The following is a 15,405-nucleotide window of genomic DNA, read 5'->3' on the forward strand; positions in this document are numbered from 1 at the left end:
TCAGCCTAGGTAATCGGGTCGGCGGTTCTGCGGCGGCCACGCGTGGCGATCAGCTTTTCCTGCAGGTCACGCAACGGTCCGCCGTCCGGCCCGGTCAGCCTGGCCTCCCAGGTGTTGTCCGGCCGCAACCACCAGGACTGGGTCCCTTCGTCCATCGCCATGTCGAACATCTCGCGGATCTCGCCGATGTGGTCGGTCTCCTTGAGCTGCACGAGCACCTCGACCCGGCGGTCCAGGTTGCGGTGCATCAGGTCGGCCGACCCGATCCACGCCTCCGGCTCACCACCGTTCTCGAACCAGAACACCCGGCTGTGCTCGAGGAACCGGCCGAGGATGCTGCGGACCCGGATGTTGTCCGAGAGCCCTTCGATGCCCGGGCGGATCGTGCAGATGCCACGGATCCACAGGTCGACGGGCACGCCGGCCTGCGATGCGCGGTAGAGCGCGTCGCACAGGGCCTCGTCGACCAGGCTGTTCACCTTGATCCGGACCCGCGCCGGACGACCGGCCAGGTGGTGCTGTACCTCACGGTCGATGCGCTCGATCAGACCACGCCGCACCGACTGGGGCGCGACCAGGATCCGGCGATACCCGGCGTTGCGGGCGAAGCCGGAGAGGTGGTTGAACAGGTGGGCGACGTCCTCGGTGACCACCCGATCGCTACTGAGCAGACCGAGGTCCTCGTACAGCCGGGCTGTCTTCGGGTGGTAGTTGCCGGTGCCGATGTGGACGTAGCGGCGCAGGCCGTCCGGCTCGTCCCGAACCACCATGGAGAGCTTGGAGTGCGTCTTCAGGCCGATCACGCCGTACACGACGTGGCAGCCGGCGTGCTCGAGCTGACGGGCCCACTTGATGTTCGCCGTCTCGTCGAAGCGGGCCTGGATCTCCACCAGCACCAGCACCTGCTTGCCGGCCTCGGCCGCGTCGATCAGGGCGTCGACGATGGGGGAGTCACCGGAGGTGCGGTAGAGCGTCTGCTTGATGGCCAGCACGTGCGGATCGGCGGCTGCCTGCTCGATGAAGCGCTGCACGCTGGTCGAGAACGAGTCATACGGGTGGTGGACCAGTACGTCGCGCTGCTTGAGCGCGTAGAACATGTCCGCCGGGTTGGACGTCTCCACCTCCGCCAGATGCGGGTGGGTGGACGGGACGAACGCCGGATACTTCAGCTCGGCGCGGTCCAGACCGGCGATGGTGAACAGGCCGCGCAGGTCCAGCGGACCGGGCAGCTCGAACACCTCGGCCTCTTTGATGCCGAGCTCGGACAGCAGTAGTGCCTTGACCTGCGGGTCGATCGACTCCTCGACCTCGAGCCGGACCGGCGGACCGAACCGGCGGCGCAGCAGCTCCTTCTCGAGCGCTGCCAGCAGGTTCTCCGCGTCGTCCTCCTCGACCTCGAGGTCCTCGTTGCGTGTCACCCGGAAGGTGTGGTGCTGGGTGACCTCCATGCCCGGGAACAGCTGGCCCAGGTGGGTCGCGATCACGTCCTCCAGCGGGACGAACCGGCCTTCCGCGACCTGCACGAACCGCGGCAGCAACGGCGGCACCTTCACCCGGGCGAAGTGCTCGCCGCCGGTGTCGGGGTTGCGGACGACGACGGCCAGGTTGAGGCTCAGGCCGGAGATGTAGGGGAACGGGTGCGACGGGTCGACCGCGAGCGGCGTCAGCACCGGGAAGACGCGGTCCCGGAAGAACCGGGTCATCTCCTCGCGCTCGCTGACCTCGAGGTCGACCCAGCGCAGGATGTCGATGCCCTGCTCGGTCAACGCCGGCTGGATCACCTTGTGCCAGGTCTCGGCCTGGCGGTCCATCAGCTCGCGGCTCCGGCTCAGGCTGCGGTCGAGCACCTCGCGGGGGAGTAGACCACTGGCCGCCTTCACCGCGACCCCGGCCGCGATCCGGCGCTTCAGGCCGGCGACCCGGACCATGTAGAACTCGTCCAGGTTGCTGGCGAAGATGGCCAGGAACTTGGCCCGCTCGAGCAAGGGGACCGTGTCGTTCTCGGCCAGCTCCAGCACGCGCTGGTTGAACGCCAGCCAGCTGAGCTCGCGATCGGAGAAGCGATCCGCCGGGAGATCACCGGCCGCCGCGATGTCGTACGGCGGTTCGACGTCGTACTCGCGATTATGGGACGCCAGCAAGTCTCCAGCCACGTTGTCCAGCATCGCATCCTTTGGTGAACACGAGGTTGCGGAGGGCATGTCGGCGGGCTGTCCGATCTTGTTGCTAGCGTCACTCCTTGTGAACCCTCGACTGGACGCCTTGCTCCGCAGCACCGTGTCCGCCGTACAGGCGAACGCGCTGACCCCGATCTACGCGCTGCCCGCCGCCGTCCGGCGACGCCTGGCCGGCGCCCCGATCCAGATCGACGGGAACACGCTCGACCCCGAGATCCAGCTGCTCGTGCGGCTGAACGGATTGTTGCCGGGAACAACGAAAACCGACGCGGCCGCGGCCCGGTCGTCGTTCCGGAGCGTGAACAAGCTGATCTCCGGTCACCCGCGCGAGCTACAGCGTGTGACCGAGCTCACCGTCCGCGGCGCCGACGGGCAGCTCGGCGCCCGCCTCTACGTGCCGCGGAACGCCGGCCGTGGTCTGCTGGTCTTCTTCCACGGCGGCGGCTGGGTCGTCGGTGATCTCGACACCCACGACGCGCTGTGCCGCGTGATCGCCGACGACGCCGGTGTCCGCGTGCTGTCCGTCGACTACCGCCTTGCCCCCGAGGCCCCGGCCCCGGCTCCCGCCGAAGACGCCATCGCCGCCTTCACCTGGGCGGTCGAGCACGCCGAAGACCTCGGCGTCGACCCGGCCCTGATAGCAGTCGGCGGCGACAGCGCGGGTGGGAATCTGGCCGCGGTCGTCGCCCAGCAGTCCGTCGTCCGCGATTTGCCGCGTCCCGCGCTCCAGGTGCTTCTCTATCCCGCCGTGGACATGGTCGGCCGTCGCCCCAGCCGAGATCTCTTCGGCGAGAATCTCCTCCTCACCGAGGAAGACATCCTCTGGTACCGCGAGCACTACACCCCTGACCCGGCCCTGCGCCCCGACCCGGTCGTCTCGCCGATCCTGGCCGAGTCCCTGGCCGGTCTACCCCCGGTCCTCATCACCACGGCCGGCTTCGACCCGCTCCGAGACGAAGGCATCGAGTACGCCGAAGCCCTCCAGGCCGCCGGCGTCGACGTGACGCACATCAACCACGTCTCCCTGCCCCACGGCCACTACAACCTGCAGACGATCCCCGGCGCCGCCGCCGAAGCCATCAAAACCCTCACCGCCCACCTGAAGTCAGCGCTGCACTAGCTGAGCCCGCCATCAGCCAACCGATTCGTGGCTGCCCGGCATCCCTTGCCCCGGTCGGCCGCCGCGCCCCCGCCCTCGCCGTACCGCCCCAGGGCAATTTGAACGGATATCCCCGCAAATGTGCTCTTCTCCGCCCGAATTTCGAGGGGAGAAGGAGCGACTTGAGCCGATATCCGTTGAAATGGCGCGGGATCGGCGGCCGGGCTCGAACACCGGTACGCCGTGATGCGTGTCGCGGACGGTTGGGGGCCAGGAGCCGCCCGGCTGGGGGGTTAGAGGCACGGACGGCTCCTGGTTGTTGGTGGGACGGCGTCGGTCCGCGTTTATGACGCGGAGTGAGGACGCGACTTCGGTGTGGCGTCGGTCACGGGGTGTACTGGACGTGCTGGGCGGCGGTGGTGAAGCCCAGGTTCGTGTAGAGGCGGCGGGCTGGGGTGTTGGTGCCGTCGACGTACAGGGTGATGGCGTCCAGACCGCGGGTTTCCTGCAGGTAGTGGAGGCCCTGGAGGGTTAGGGCCTTGCCCAGGCCGGCGCCTTGGTGGGTGGGGGAGACGCCTACTACGTAGACCTCGCCGACGCCGTCCTCGATCTTGGTCCAGTGGTAGCCGGCCAGGTTGCCCTCGGCATCGACAGCGAGGAAAAAGCCTGCGGCGTCGAACCAGGGCTGGTTGAGGCGGTCGGTGAGGTCGGACTGGGTCCAGGAGCCTTGTTCCGGGTGCGTGGCGAAGGCTTGGCTGTTGACCTGGAGCCAGGCGGCGTCGTCCTGGCCGGGGACGAAGGTGCGGACGGTGATGCCGTCGGGCCAGACGGCGGCGGGGAGTTCGGCGCTGGTACGGCGGAGGAAGTAGAGCTCGCGGGATACCTGGAGCCCGAGGCGGCCGGCGAGTTCGTCGGCGCCGGGCAGGCGGCCGTGGGCCCAGACGGCGAGGCGGGAGCCGGCGTGGTCGAGCAGGGTGCGGAGGAGCGCCGTACCGGTGCCTTGGCGGCGGAAGGCGGGGGTGACGACGAGCTCGGCGGAGCCTTCGGGGGACAGGGCGGCGTAGCCGATCAGGTTGCGGGCGGACTGGAGGCCGGTGGGTTCGATCGTGCCGGGTTCGCCGTCGTAGGCGAGGACGTGCAGGTCGCCCGGATGCTCGCCGTCGAGGTGCAGCAGGGTGCGCTCGTCGAGCGGATTCACACCGTCGCTCTGCGCGGCCGTGCGAGCGAGCTCTGTGACGGCGGTGGCGGTAGCTGGGGGCAACGGTGAGGGAACTGCTTCGAGGGTCACAAGGAATACCGTAAAAGGTCGTCGTCAGTTCCTGCTCAAGTCCTTGGAAGGGCAACTACCTCTCGGGTAATTTTCGCGGCACCGCACACCATTCGCGGGGCCGCGACCGCGCGGTGATCGCTACAACGAGGTAGACGGAGTAGACATGGCCTTGACAGGACGAGACATGAAGTGGCTGAACCGACGCCGGGCCGTAGGCCTGATCGCCGTCGGCACGGCCGCGGTGCTCGGCTTGGCCACGGGGGGAACCGTGACCCAGGCATCGCATTCCCGGCCGAAGCCGACGCACACCCAGGTCCAGGTGCTGGCCCTGAACGACTTCCACGGGAACCTGGAGGCCCCCACCGGCTCCAGCGGCAACATCAACGGCGTCCCGGCCGGTGGTGCGGTCTACCTGGCGACGCATCTGAAGCAGCTGCGGGCCGCCGCCGAGGCGAAGGGTCAGGACTCGGTCACGGTCGCCGCCGGTGACCTGATCGGGGCGTCGCCGCTGCTGTCGGCCGCGTTCCACGACGAGCCGACCGTCGAGGCGATGAACCTGATGGGCCTGGATGCCACCTCGGTCGGCAACCACGAGTTCGACGAGGGCTGGCGCGAGCTGCTGCGGATGCAGAAGGGCGGCTGCCTGAAGGACGGCGACGGGCAGAACAACCAGAACTCCTGCCCGGACAAGAAGCACCCGTTCCAGGGCGCGGACTTCGACTACCTGTCGGCCAACGTCTTCTACGAGAACACGAAGAAGACGCTGTTCAAGCCGTACACGATCAAGACCTTCGACAACGGCCAGAAGGTCGGCTTCATCGGGATGACCCTGGAGAACACGCCGAACATCGTCACCAAGTCCGGTGTCGAGGGGCTGACCTTCTCCGACGAGATCGAGACCGCCAACGCGCTGGTCCCGGAGCTGAAGAAGAAGGGTGTGAAGTCGATCGTCGTGCTGCTGCACGAGGGTGGCTTCCCGGTCGACGCGAAGGCGTACGACAGCTGCCCGGGAATCTCCGGCCCGATCGTCGACATCAACAAGGGTCTCGACCCGGAGATCGACGCGATCATCTCCGGTCACACCCACCAGGGCTACAACTGCAGCCTGCCGGACAGCGCCGGTCAGCCGCGGCTCGTCACCAGCGCCTCGTCGTTCGGCCGGCTCGTCACCGAGGTCCGGCTGAGCATCAACAACGCGACCAGTGACGTCGACCGGCTGAACACGCTGGCCAACAACCAGATCGTCACCCGGGACGTGCCGGCCGACCGCCGGACCAGCGAGCTGATCAGCAAGTACCAGACGCTGGTGGCCCCGATCTCGAACAAGGTGATCGGCCACATCTCCGGTACGGCGGTGTCGCGGACCCCGGACGACTCCCTGGAGTCCCCGCTGGGCAACCTGATCGCGGACGGTCAGCTGGCCGACCCGTCGGTGGTGACGGGTGGCAAGGTGCCGGTGGCGGCGTTCATGAACCCGGGCGGAATCCGGGCCGACCTCGCGTCGAACGCCGGTGAGGTCACCTTCGGGCAGGCCTTCACGGTGCAGCCGTTCAACAACTTCCTGGTCTCGATGGACATGACCGGGACGCAGATCAAGGCGCTGCTCGAGCAGCAGTTCTCCGGGGTGAACGGTCCGGAGGCCGGGAAGTACAAGGTGCTGCAGATCGCCGGCATCACCTACACGTGGAACCCGGCGGCCGCGGCCGGCTCGAAGATCGTGGCGGGCTCGGTGAAGATCGCCGGACAGCCGATCGTGGACGGCACGTCGTACCGGATCGTCACGAACAACTTCCTCTCCGACGGTGGCGACGGGTTCCCGGCGTTCACGACGGCGACGAACAAGTTCTTCGGTGGGCTCGACATCGACGCCTTCGCCAACTACCTGACCGCGCACGACCCGTACACGCCGGGCGCGACGGACCGGATCTCGATCGGCTCCTGACCTGCCGACTGTGGGTGCGTCCCCTCAGCGGGGCGCACCTACAGGAAGAACTTGAACAGCACGAAGGCCAGCGCGCAGCCGGTGGTGACGGCGGAGAGGCCGCCGAAGCCGCGCCGGATGGCGGCACCGAAGACGGCCAGCGTGAGCGGGACCAGCATCACCAGCAGGGTGACGCCGGCCGCGTGGATGCCGACGTGCGCGCGGCCGCTGAGGACGAGTCCGAGGATCATCGCGAAGGTCAGACCGAGCCAGGTGGACCGGCGGATCGGTCCGTCAGCTGTGCGGTGACCGCGGTGCGAGGCGCGGGTCGCGCGGCGATGCGAGGTCGGAGCAACGTGCGCCATCGAGGATCGGTGACCTTCCGTGGAACGACGGAATACGCAAGGTAGCAGGATCCTTGACAGTCGTAAAAGAGCGTCGTCTCACCAGTCACACAACACTTCTGATGTCACATCACTGGTCTAGGAGGGCTCAGCCGCCCGCGAAGGGCGGCAAGGCGTCGACCTGGGCTCCGGCGGGGAGCAGCGTCGCCGGTACGGCGCGTTCGCCGTCCAGCAGGAACGTGCACAGCGAGAGCACCCGCGCGAGCTCGGGGCGATCGGCCGACACAGTGCTGATCAGGTCGCCGAGCGAGGTGGCCTGTGCGGTCGCGGTGGATGCACCGGCGGCGCTGCGGGCGGCAGCGAAATACCTGATGGTGACTTCCGGCATCTGGAGGGGACCTCACTAATCGGTTAAGTCTTCCGCTATTATGTCAGCTTGCTGTTGCTATCCAGTGCCCCGGGCCCCCGGCAACGACGCCGCGCCCGACGTGCACTATGACCGGCACAGGGGGACAACGTGAGCACGTTGCTTCTGCTGACGAACGCGCTGCAGGCCTCTACCGAGGTGTTGCCGTCGCTGGCGTTGTTACCGCACCAGATCCGTATTCTGCCCGCCGAGGTCGCCGCCCTGGTGGACGCCCCCGACGCGGACGCCGTCCTGCTGGACGCCCGGCGTGACCTCGTCGCCGTCCGCAGCGTCTCCCGCCTGATCCGTACGACGGGCATCGACGTACCGCTGATCCTCGTCGTCACCGAAGGTGGCCTGACCGCTGTCAACGCGGACTGGGGCGCCGACGACGTGCTGCTGGACACCGCCGGACCGGCCGAGATCGAGGCCCGGCTGCGACTGGTGATCGGCCGGCTGGCCGCGACCCGCAACGAGGACCCGGACACCAGCCTGATCCGCACGGGCGACGTGGTGATCGACGAGGCGTCCTACACCGCGAAGCTCAACGGGCGCGCGCTCGATCTCACCTACAAGGAGTTCGAGCTGTTCAAGTTCCTGGCGCAGCACCCCGGGCGGGTGTTCACCCGGGAGCAGCTCCTCCAGGAGGTCTGGGGCTACGACTACTTCGGCGGCACGCGCACGGTCGACGTGCACGTCCGGCGGCTGCGCGCGAAGCTCGGCCCGGAGCACGAGCAGCTGATCGGCACTGTCCGCAACGTCGGCTACCGCTTCGTGGTCCCGCCCACCAGCCAGCGCGAAACGGCCGAGGTTCCCGCCTAGACCCTCGCGACGCCCCCACGGGCAGGTAGATTCTGCCCGTGGCGATGGAGTCGGGGTCGTTGCTCACCACGGTGGGCCGCGCGGGGGTCTTGTTCAGCAAAGCGTGGCCGAGGTTGCTTGCGGTCTTTCTGATCGCTCAACTCGCGCACCGCGGGCTGCAGTGGGTGGCTGTCCAGGCAGGTGCCAAGGCCGAGGCCGCCGGTCTCGCCGTACTGGCGCTGATCGTGGTGGTCTCACTGGCCATGTATGTCGGCATGTTCCTGGTGCTGCGCGGTGAGCTGCCGTTCCATCGCCGGGCCGTTGCCGAGGGCATGCTTGCGCCCGACGGAGTCGAGCCGGGCAAGGAGAGCCGCCCGGTCGACGCCCTCGCCGCGGCGCTGCTGCCGTTCCTGGCGTTCTACGCGGCGTACAAGTTCTTGCAGGCCGAGGCGCTCGACTACGAGTACCAGCTGGCCGTGCACCAGGCCAACGACACCCTCGGCAAGATGCTCGGCGGCGGGGCTGCCCCCGAGCCGTCGCAGGGGCTGCAGTCGTTGTCGACCTGGCTGTTCGTCGCGGTCGGCGCGGTGGCCTACCTGCTGCGCTTCGTGTTCAAGAAGTGGAAGCGGGAAAACGAAGGCCCGGTCCGCAAGCTGTTCGTCACGTATCTCGAGGCGCTCTGGATCTTCGTGGTCATCTACCAGGCCACCGCGTACATCCCGTCACCGAAGCAGTGGCTGGAGACACGACAGATCTGGCAGTGGCTGCAGGACGCCTACGGCTGGGTGCTCGACCACACGCTGGGTGTGACTCACGTCCGCGAGGTCTGGGACGCCGTCACCGGGTTCATCGCGGCCGGCTTCGGTGACCTGTGGAGTGCCGCGGTGCTCCCGCTGATGTGGATCACGATGACCGCGGTGATCTACGGCCGCGCGGTGCACAAGGCGCACAAGGAGCCGCGCTGGCGTTTCGACCGGCTGACGAACCGCTGGCAGCAGACGCCGCGCTTCGTCCAGGTGGCCGGTAACTCGGTCGTCGCGGACTGGAAGGACCGCTGGTCGCCAGTGGTGAATGCGTTCCGCCTGGTGATCCGCTCCGGCGTGCGCCCGATGCTCGGCTACTTCCTGGCCTGGGCGGTCGTGACGTTCGCGGCCAGTGGCGTGTGGATCGCGCTGAAGCTGTGGGTGCTCGGCCCGCACACGCTGTCGTTCTGGCTGGTGATCGACGGGCCGCTCAGCCTGCTGACCGACGCCCTGAAGATCATGCTGCAGGTCAGTCTGCTGGCGGCCGCGTACGACCGGATGATCGGCGGCCTGGCCGGCTACGTCAATCGCGGCACCCACGCTGTCGTCGAGCAGAACGACAGCGAGCAGGGCGGCGTCGCCGACCTGACCGCCGCTACCTCGGGAATGCCAGATACTCAGGGATCTTCGTAGTCCACGTGATCGTGGGCTGCACACTGGCCGCGACCGACTTCGGTACGACGAACACCGCGACCGTCTCGTAGGGCTTCCCGGCGACCGGCTTCACGTAGTACTGCGCGAGCGGTCCACGCCAGCTCTGCGGCTTCTCGTCGTACCCGCCGGTGCAGCTGTTCGGCCGGTCCTGGAAGTCGTCGGCGAGGATGTCCTCGTCCCAGATCCGCCCGTCCGGCGCGCGCAGATGCGCCTGGCAGCCACCGAGCCCCGGCTGGTCCAGTACGGCGAGGTTGTCGATCTGGATCCGGAAATGCACCCGGACCCGGGTGGTGTCCGGCGGCAGCGGATCGGCCGCCCCGGCCCGCCTCGGCTCCGGGTTCTCCTCGACGCTGGCCGCGTACCAGGTCGCTCCCTGGTACGGCGTTCCGCCGTCGGCCACGACGACCGCGTCCCGCGGCTCGGAGTCGTACCAGGACTTGTAGTCGGAGTGCGTCGTCCACCAACCGGCCAGCGGCACGGTGATGACGAGTGAGGTCAGGGCCGCGACGTTCTTGCTGAACCAGCCGCGGCGGGCCCGGCGTGCGCTGCTCATGAGTCGCTCGCCTTGCTGAAGGTGACGACCTCGCCGACCTCGGGAGCCTTGACGTCGAGCGGGATGTTCAGCTCGGGTTCGAGGTCGTTCATGATCGCCTTCTCCATCACCTGCAAGGTTGCTCCGGGCAACTTGTCGGACGGCATCTCGACCACGAACGCACCGTGCGCGGGGATCCCGGGCGCGAACTGGAAGCCGGTCAGGTCGACGCGGTCCAGATCGCTGCGGTTGGCGCCGAGGTAGGTGAATCCGTCCGAGGTGCGGATCTGTACCCGGTTCAGGTGGATCGGCTCCCGGGTCGCGGTGACGGTCGCGTCCACGACGACGAAGCTGGTCGGGGTCTTGCGGTCCGGCGAGCTGTTCGGGATCTTCAGCGTCTTGCCGACCCGGACCGCGGTGACGGTCAGCTTGAACCGTCCCGCGTCCGCCGCGCGACCGACGATGCCGTTCACCGGCGTCGGGTCCTGGATGTCCTTCTGGGTCGGCGTCAGCCGGTAGAGCCCGACGATCGCGACCAGCACGGCGGCGATCAGGACGCCGTTCAGGACCTTGCGCCCGGTCATTTCTTGGTGTCCTTGGTCTTGTCCGTGACCTTGATGGTGCCCTCGCCGGCGATTGCGTCCGGAAACCACTTGTCGTGGTGGTCGAGGATCGACTCCTCGGCGTGCTCGTACCCCTGCACGGCCAGCTTGACCTCGGCCGGCGGCTCGGAGAGCTTCGGCACCTTCCAGACGAGGACGATGACCTGGTCGACGTCCGGCGTCAGCACCGGGTTCGTCGTGTTGTCGTCGATGGTGCTGATGCCCAGCGGCGCCTCGGTGTCCTTGACCCCCGGTACGCCGATCAGCCGGATCAGGTCCGACGGTGTCGTGGTGCCGAGGTCGTCGGTGACCTTGATCCTGGTCACGACCGCGATCAGGGCACCCCCGGGATCGGGCTTGAACGTCGGTGCGAGGTCCGGGACCGCGACCACCCGGTCGATCGTCACCGCGAAGCGGCCGGCGTCCACCGCGGTCCCCGCGGTCAGCGGCGGCGTCTCCGCGGTGGCCTTGTTCAGGCCGCCGAACGCGGCCGAGACCGCCAGGACGCCGGCGCTCACGCCGATCACCCAGGTCTTGACCGAACGCCCGCGCACCTTGAAGTTCGCCAGCTCCGGAAGCTCTTCGGGCTCCTGATCTTCGCCCGGCCGTTGTTCTGGCGTCCCCGTCTGCACGGGAAAAGGGTAACGAGGAGCAGGGGCAACGCGGTCTAATAGGGCCGTGGAGGAGACGGGGCTGATCGTGCGACCGGGACTGGTGGTCCCGGAGGGGGAGCTGAGCTGGCGGTTCTCCCGGTCGGGCGGGCCGGGCGGGCAGTCGGTGAACACCACCGACAGCCGGGTCGAGCTGAGCTTCGACCTGGCCGGTACGACGGCGCTGTCCGGCGTACTGAAGACCCGGGCGCTGGAGCGGCTGGAGTCGCGGCTCGTGGACGGTGTGCTCACGATCGCAGCCTCGGAGTACAAGTCGCAGTGGCGGAACCGCGAGGCGGCCCGGACCCGCCTGGCGACGCTGCTGCGGGAGGCGATCGCACCGCCACCGCCGCCGCGGCGGCCGACCAAGCCCAGCAAGGGCGCGGTCCGGCGCCGGCTCGACAACAAGACGCGTCGCGGTCAGACCAAGCGGCTGCGATCCCGCCCAGAGGACTGACTGTCCAAGGGGCGGACCAGCAGGTGGAGCAGAAAAACCACCGACGTACTCTGGATTGTTGTGAGCCTAGGTCTGTGGGTGCTGGCCGGCGCGCTCGTCGCCGGAGTGGTCCTCAGCGTGCTCAAATCCTGGATCGACGGGCGATTCCGGGGGAAGGCGAGTGACGTGGAGCGGGTCTCAGCGGCCGACGTAGGTGTCGAGCTGGGCGAGCGGGCCACGCTGCTGCAGTTCTCCTCCGCCTTCTGCGCGCCCTGCCGCGTGACCCGGCGCACGCTGGCCGAGGTCGAGGGCATGGTCGAGGGCGTCCGGCACGTCGAGCTGGACGCGGAGTCGCACCTGGATCTGGTCCGGAAGCTCGACATCCTGCGGACCCCGACCACACTGGTGCTCGACAGCACCGGAGCGGTCGTCAAGCGCGCCAGCGGGGCTCCGCGGAAGCCGGATGTGATCGCTGCACTGGCCACCGCGATCGACCGCCAGCCGAACTGATCTACGTCCGTTACCTGCAACCGGATGGCGCTTTGGCCTCCAGGTGGGCAATGCTTTGCCCGTGAGCTTCCCAGTCGGTTGGTATGACGATCCCGAGAACCAGACCCAGCAGCGCTACTGGGACGGCAGCGTCTGGACCGATCAGCGCCGTCCACGTGAGCAGCAGCCGTCCCCCTACCAGGGGCAGTACGGTCAGCCCGCGCAAGGACAGCCGCAGTATGGGCAGCCCGCGCAGCACGGCCAGGTCTACGGCGGTGCCCAGTCGCAGCAGCCGAACCAGGACCGGCCGGTCTACGGCCAGCCCGGCCCGCAGCAGCCCCAGCAGCAGGCGCCCCAGCCGCAGTACGGGCAGCCGGCACAGCACGGGCAGCAGCCTCAGCAGCACGGCTACCCGGCGTACCCGCAGCAGCAGGGGGGCTACCCGGCCTACCCGCAGCAGGGCGGCTACGGCTACCCCGGTCAGAACCGCTTCGCGACCCCGGACGGCCAGCCGCTGTCCGGCTGGTGGCGGCGGGTCGGCGCGCGCATCATCGACAACATCCTGGCCGGCATCGTCGCGCTGCCGTTCACGGGTTACTTCTTCTGGCAGTACATCCAGTGGATGTTCGACTACCTCGACTTCGTGATGGACTCGGCTGCCGCCGGTGCGCAGCCGCCCACCTCGGCGCTGCCGCCCGAGGTCTACAAATGGATCATCCCGATCACCCTGATCAGCGCCGCGGTCGCCTTCGCCTACGAGTTCTTCTTCCTCACGAAGAAGGGCGCGACCCCGGGCAAGATGGCGCTGGGCATCGCTGTCCGGGAGCGGGACCGCCCGGGGCTGCCCAGCAGCGCCGCGGTCGCCAAGCGGGCCGGGTTCTTCGCCGTCATCGGCGTTCTCGGCCTGGTCCCGCTGGTCGGCACGCTGCTCGGGCTCGTCGCACTGCTCGACGACCTGTGGCCGCTGTGGGACGACAAGAAGCAGGCGCTGCACGAGAAGTGGCCGAACACGAACGTCGTTCGCACCTAGCCGTATTTTTTACAAAGCATCCGAATGGTGAACAGTTGTCTCAGCTAATGGGACAACTGTGAACCAGCCTCCACGATGTCCGTACTCTCGGACCGTGGAGTACACGACCTTGCTGACCAAGCGCCGCGCAGTGGACAACTGCCGCATGCGCTCGTCGCTGTGTCGTTGCCGCTGACCAGGCGGCGTCCCGAGCGCTGTGGAACCGGCATCTGAGCACGGTTCCACGTACGTCGTCTCCCGCGGATACGGGCGGGTCCGGCTCGAACCACTCCTCCTCCAGGAGTCGTCATGTCCGAACAGACGGCCAAGCAATCCTCTCCCCAGGTCGACCCGCGGGGGCTCCGGTTCGCAGCCGGTGTGACCGCGGTTCTGCTGGCGTTGACACTGATCCTCGGTAACCCGTGGGTCCTGGCGGTCCAGACACTGGTGTTCGCGATCGGGGTCGCCTTCGGCGTCCAGGCATCGCCGTACAGCCAGTTCTTCCGGCGCGTGGTTCGGCCGCGCCTCGGACCGCCGAAGGAGTTGGAGGACGCGGTGCCGCCGCGGTTCGCCCAGCTGGTGGGCCTGATCTTCGCGATCGTCGGCCTGATCGGCTATCTGAGCGGCGCGACCGTGCTCGGAGTGGTCGCCACCGGATTCGCCCTCGTGGCCGCGTTCGTGAACGCGACCGTGGGGCTCTGCCTCGGCTGCGAGGCCTTTCTGTTGATCCAACGCATTCGTACGCCAAGCCGTGACACCGGCACTGTTACCAATTAAGAGAGGCTTACTAAATGAGCAGGGAAAGCGCGCTCGTCTCGGCCGACTGGGTCGAAGAGCACAAGAGCGATGCCAACGTCGTCCTGATCGAGGTCGACGAAGACGTCTCGGCGTACGACGCCGGCCACATCGCCGGTGCGATCAAGCTGGACTGGAAGGACGACCTCCAGGACCCGGTACGCCGGGACTTCGTCAACCAGCAGCAGTTCCAGGAGCTGCTGTCCGGCCGCGGCGTCAAGAACGACGACACCGTCGTGCTGTACGGCGGCAACAACAACTGGTTCGCCGCCTACGCCTTCTGGTACTTCAAGCTCTACGGCCACGGTGACGTCCGCCTGCTCGACGGTGGCCGCAAGCGCTGGGAGCTGGACAGCCGCGAGCTGACCGACGAGGCCGTCAAGCGCGAGGCCACCGAGTACGTCGCGGCCGCGCCGGACCTGAACATCCGCGCCTTCCGGGGTGAGGTCGAAGAGGCCATCGGCGTGAAGAACCTGGTCGACGTGCGCAGCCCCGACGAGTACGCCGGCCGGCTGCTCGCCCCGGCGCACCTTCCGCAGGAGCAGGCGCAGCGCGCGGGGCACATCCCGACCGCGGCCAGCATCCCGTGGAGCAAGGCGGCCAACGACGACGGCACCTTCCGCTCCGACGACGAGCTGAAGACCCTGTACGCCGATGCCGGGGTCGACTTCGGCAAGGACACCATCGCGTACTGCCGGATCGGCGAGCGCTCGGCGCACACCTGGTTCGTGCTGCACGAGCTGCTCGGCCAGGAGAACGTCAAGAACTACGACGGCTCGTGGACCGAGTGGGGTTCGCTGGTCGGCGTACCGGTTGCCCTCGGCGACGAGCCCGGGGAGGCCTGACATGTGCGGTGCGAAGAAGGGCGGCCTCGATCTCAAGGGCGTCGACGTGGACAAGGAAGCCGTGATCCAGGGCCAGGTACTGCGCGGCGAGGAGCCGGTCGGCGGCGCCTACGTGCGGTTGCTGGACGCAACTGGTGAGTTCACGGCAGAGGTCCCGACCTCGGCCACCGGGCACTTCCGCTTCTTCGCGAAGCCGGGCGAGTGGACGCTGCGCACGCTGGCCCCGAAGGCGGACCCGGTCGACCGCCAGGTCGTGGCCCAGTACGGCGCGGTCGCGGAAGTGGCCGTTACCGTCTGACTTCTCGCTCGTTACTGATGGTGCCGCCGTCACGGGACGGTAGCCCACCCTGAGGCAGTTCCCGAAGGGCCCGGACCTTGCGCGTCCGGGCCCTTCGGCATGCCCGGAACTGCTTGTGGACAACGGATCCCAGGTCATTGGACCGGGGTTATGGGTACTCGGCAACGGAACTGCAAGGTAACGGTTTGATCTCGGAGCGCATCAGCCTCGTTACCTACCGCAACCACCCGAGTTGTGCTCTGTGTCCTGGCCCGCGCTACGGGTCATGTCATCA

Annotated in this window: 17 protein-coding genes; 10 read left to right on the forward strand and 7 right to left on the reverse strand. The window is 68.1% G+C overall.

Features of this window, described 5'->3' with window-relative positions; translation table 11 throughout:
- Positions 1–5 precede the first annotated feature (5 nt).
- On the reverse strand, positions 6–2,165 hold the full coding sequence (locus OG474_RS21315) for an RNA degradosome polyphosphate kinase (RefSeq protein WP_405064103.1): 2,160 nt from the start codon (positions 2,163–2,165) through the stop codon (positions 6–8).
- 76 nt (positions 2,166–2,241) lie between these two features.
- On the opposite strand from OG474_RS21315, the gene OG474_RS21320 reads away from it, so the two are divergent.
- On the forward strand, positions 2,242–3,297 hold the full coding sequence (locus OG474_RS21320) for an alpha/beta hydrolase (protein WP_405064104.1): 1,056 nt from the start codon (positions 2,242–2,244) through the stop codon (positions 3,295–3,297).
- A gap of 364 nt (positions 3,298–3,661) precedes the next feature.
- Here OG474_RS21320 and mshD read toward each other — a convergent pair whose 3' ends face one another.
- Complete coding sequence (mshD, locus tag OG474_RS21325) at positions 3,662–4,564, reverse strand: mycothiol synthase (RefSeq protein WP_405064105.1); 903 nt, start codon at positions 4,562–4,564, stop codon at positions 3,662–3,664.
- A 166-nt stretch (positions 4,565–4,730) separates the two neighbouring features.
- On the opposite strand from mshD, the gene OG474_RS21330 reads away from it, so the two are divergent.
- Positions 4,731–6,488 carry a bifunctional metallophosphatase/5'-nucleotidase gene (locus OG474_RS21330; RefSeq protein ID WP_405064106.1) on the forward strand — a complete coding sequence of 586 codons (1,758 nt, stop codon included), beginning with the start codon at positions 4,731–4,733 and terminating at the stop codon, positions 6,486–6,488.
- Positions 6,489–6,526: 38 nt separating this feature from the next.
- Here OG474_RS21330 and OG474_RS21335 read toward each other — a convergent pair whose 3' ends face one another.
- Together OG474_RS21335 and OG474_RS21340 are read right to left on the reverse strand one after the other, a co-directional pair.
- On the reverse strand, positions 6,527–6,832 hold the full coding sequence (locus OG474_RS21335) for a hypothetical protein (protein ID WP_405064107.1): 306 nt from the start codon (positions 6,830–6,832) through the stop codon (positions 6,527–6,529).
- Positions 6,833–6,959: 127 nt separating this feature from the next.
- A complete protein-coding gene (locus tag OG474_RS21340) occupies positions 6,960–7,199 on the reverse strand; it encodes a MoaD/ThiS family protein (protein ID WP_405064108.1) in 240 nt (79 codons plus the stop codon).
- Positions 7,200–7,328: 129 nt separating this feature from the next.
- Here OG474_RS21340 and OG474_RS21345 point away from each other — a divergent pair, with 129 nt between their 5' ends.
- Positions 7,329–8,039: a winged helix-turn-helix domain-containing protein gene (locus tag OG474_RS21345; protein WP_405064109.1), complete on the forward strand. Its 711-nt coding sequence runs from the start codon at positions 7,329–7,331 to the stop codon at positions 8,037–8,039.
- Between the two features lie 44 nt (positions 8,040–8,083).
- On the forward strand, positions 8,084–9,454 hold the full coding sequence (locus OG474_RS21350; protein WP_405064603.1) for a hypothetical protein: 1,371 nt from the start codon (positions 8,084–8,086) through the stop codon (positions 9,452–9,454).
- Here OG474_RS21350 and OG474_RS21355 read toward each other — a convergent pair.
- Genes OG474_RS21355 through OG474_RS21365 form a run of 3 tightly spaced genes read right to left on the reverse strand, consistent with a single transcriptional unit; the run spans position 9,417 to position 11,241 of the window.
- Positions 9,417–10,028: a hypothetical protein gene (locus tag OG474_RS21355; protein ID WP_405064110.1), complete on the reverse strand. Its 612-nt coding sequence runs from the start codon at positions 10,026–10,028 to the stop codon at positions 9,417–9,419. The two genes, OG474_RS21350 and OG474_RS21355, sit on opposite strands and share 38 nt — an antisense overlap.
- A complete protein-coding gene (locus tag OG474_RS21360) occupies positions 10,025–10,591 on the reverse strand; it encodes a hypothetical protein (RefSeq protein ID WP_405064111.1) in 567 nt (188 codons plus the stop codon). Before OG474_RS21360 ends, OG474_RS21355 begins: the two co-directional genes overlap by 4 nt.
- A complete protein-coding gene (locus tag OG474_RS21365) occupies positions 10,588–11,241 on the reverse strand; it encodes a hypothetical protein (protein ID WP_405064112.1) in 654 nt (217 codons plus the stop codon). Before OG474_RS21365 ends, OG474_RS21360 begins: the two co-directional genes overlap by 4 nt.
- Positions 11,242–11,287: 46 nt before the next feature.
- Here OG474_RS21365 and arfB point away from each other — a divergent pair, with 46 nt between their 5' ends.
- The 6 genes from arfB (at position 11,288) to OG474_RS21395 (ending at position 15,131) form a co-directional block, all read left to right on the forward strand.
- Positions 11,288–11,716: an alternative ribosome rescue aminoacyl-tRNA hydrolase ArfB gene (arfB, locus tag OG474_RS21370; protein WP_405064113.1), complete on the forward strand. Its 429-nt coding sequence runs from the start codon at positions 11,288–11,290 to the stop codon at positions 11,714–11,716.
- A gap of 60 nt (positions 11,717–11,776) precedes the next feature.
- Entirely contained in the window at positions 11,777–12,205 is a 429-nt protein-coding gene (locus OG474_RS21375; protein ID WP_405064114.1) for a TlpA family protein disulfide reductase, read from the forward strand.
- Between the two features lie 61 nt (positions 12,206–12,266).
- The gene (locus tag OG474_RS21380; protein WP_405064115.1) at positions 12,267–13,214 is read left to right on the forward strand and encodes an RDD family protein; all 948 of its coding nucleotides are present in this window, start codon (positions 12,267–12,269) and stop codon (positions 13,212–13,214) included.
- A gap of 288 nt (positions 13,215–13,502) precedes the next feature.
- Complete coding sequence (locus OG474_RS21385) at positions 13,503–13,970, forward strand: DUF4395 domain-containing protein (RefSeq protein WP_405064116.1); 468 nt, start codon at positions 13,503–13,505, stop codon at positions 13,968–13,970.
- Between the two features lie 14 nt (positions 13,971–13,984).
- Positions 13,985–14,833, forward strand: a complete 849-nt coding sequence (locus OG474_RS21390) for a sulfurtransferase (RefSeq protein ID WP_405064117.1) — start codon at positions 13,985–13,987, stop codon at positions 14,831–14,833.
- A gap of 1 nt (position 14,834) precedes the next feature.
- On the forward strand, positions 14,835–15,131 hold the full coding sequence (locus tag OG474_RS21395; RefSeq protein WP_344159514.1) for a DUF1416 domain-containing protein: 297 nt from the start codon (positions 14,835–14,837) through the stop codon (positions 15,129–15,131).
- Positions 15,132–15,405 lie beyond the last annotated feature (274 nt).

The sequence above is a fragment of the Kribbella sp. NBC_01505 genome (assembly GCF_045040285.1).
GTDB lineage: Bacteria > Actinomycetota > Actinomycetes > Propionibacteriales > Kribbellaceae > Kribbella.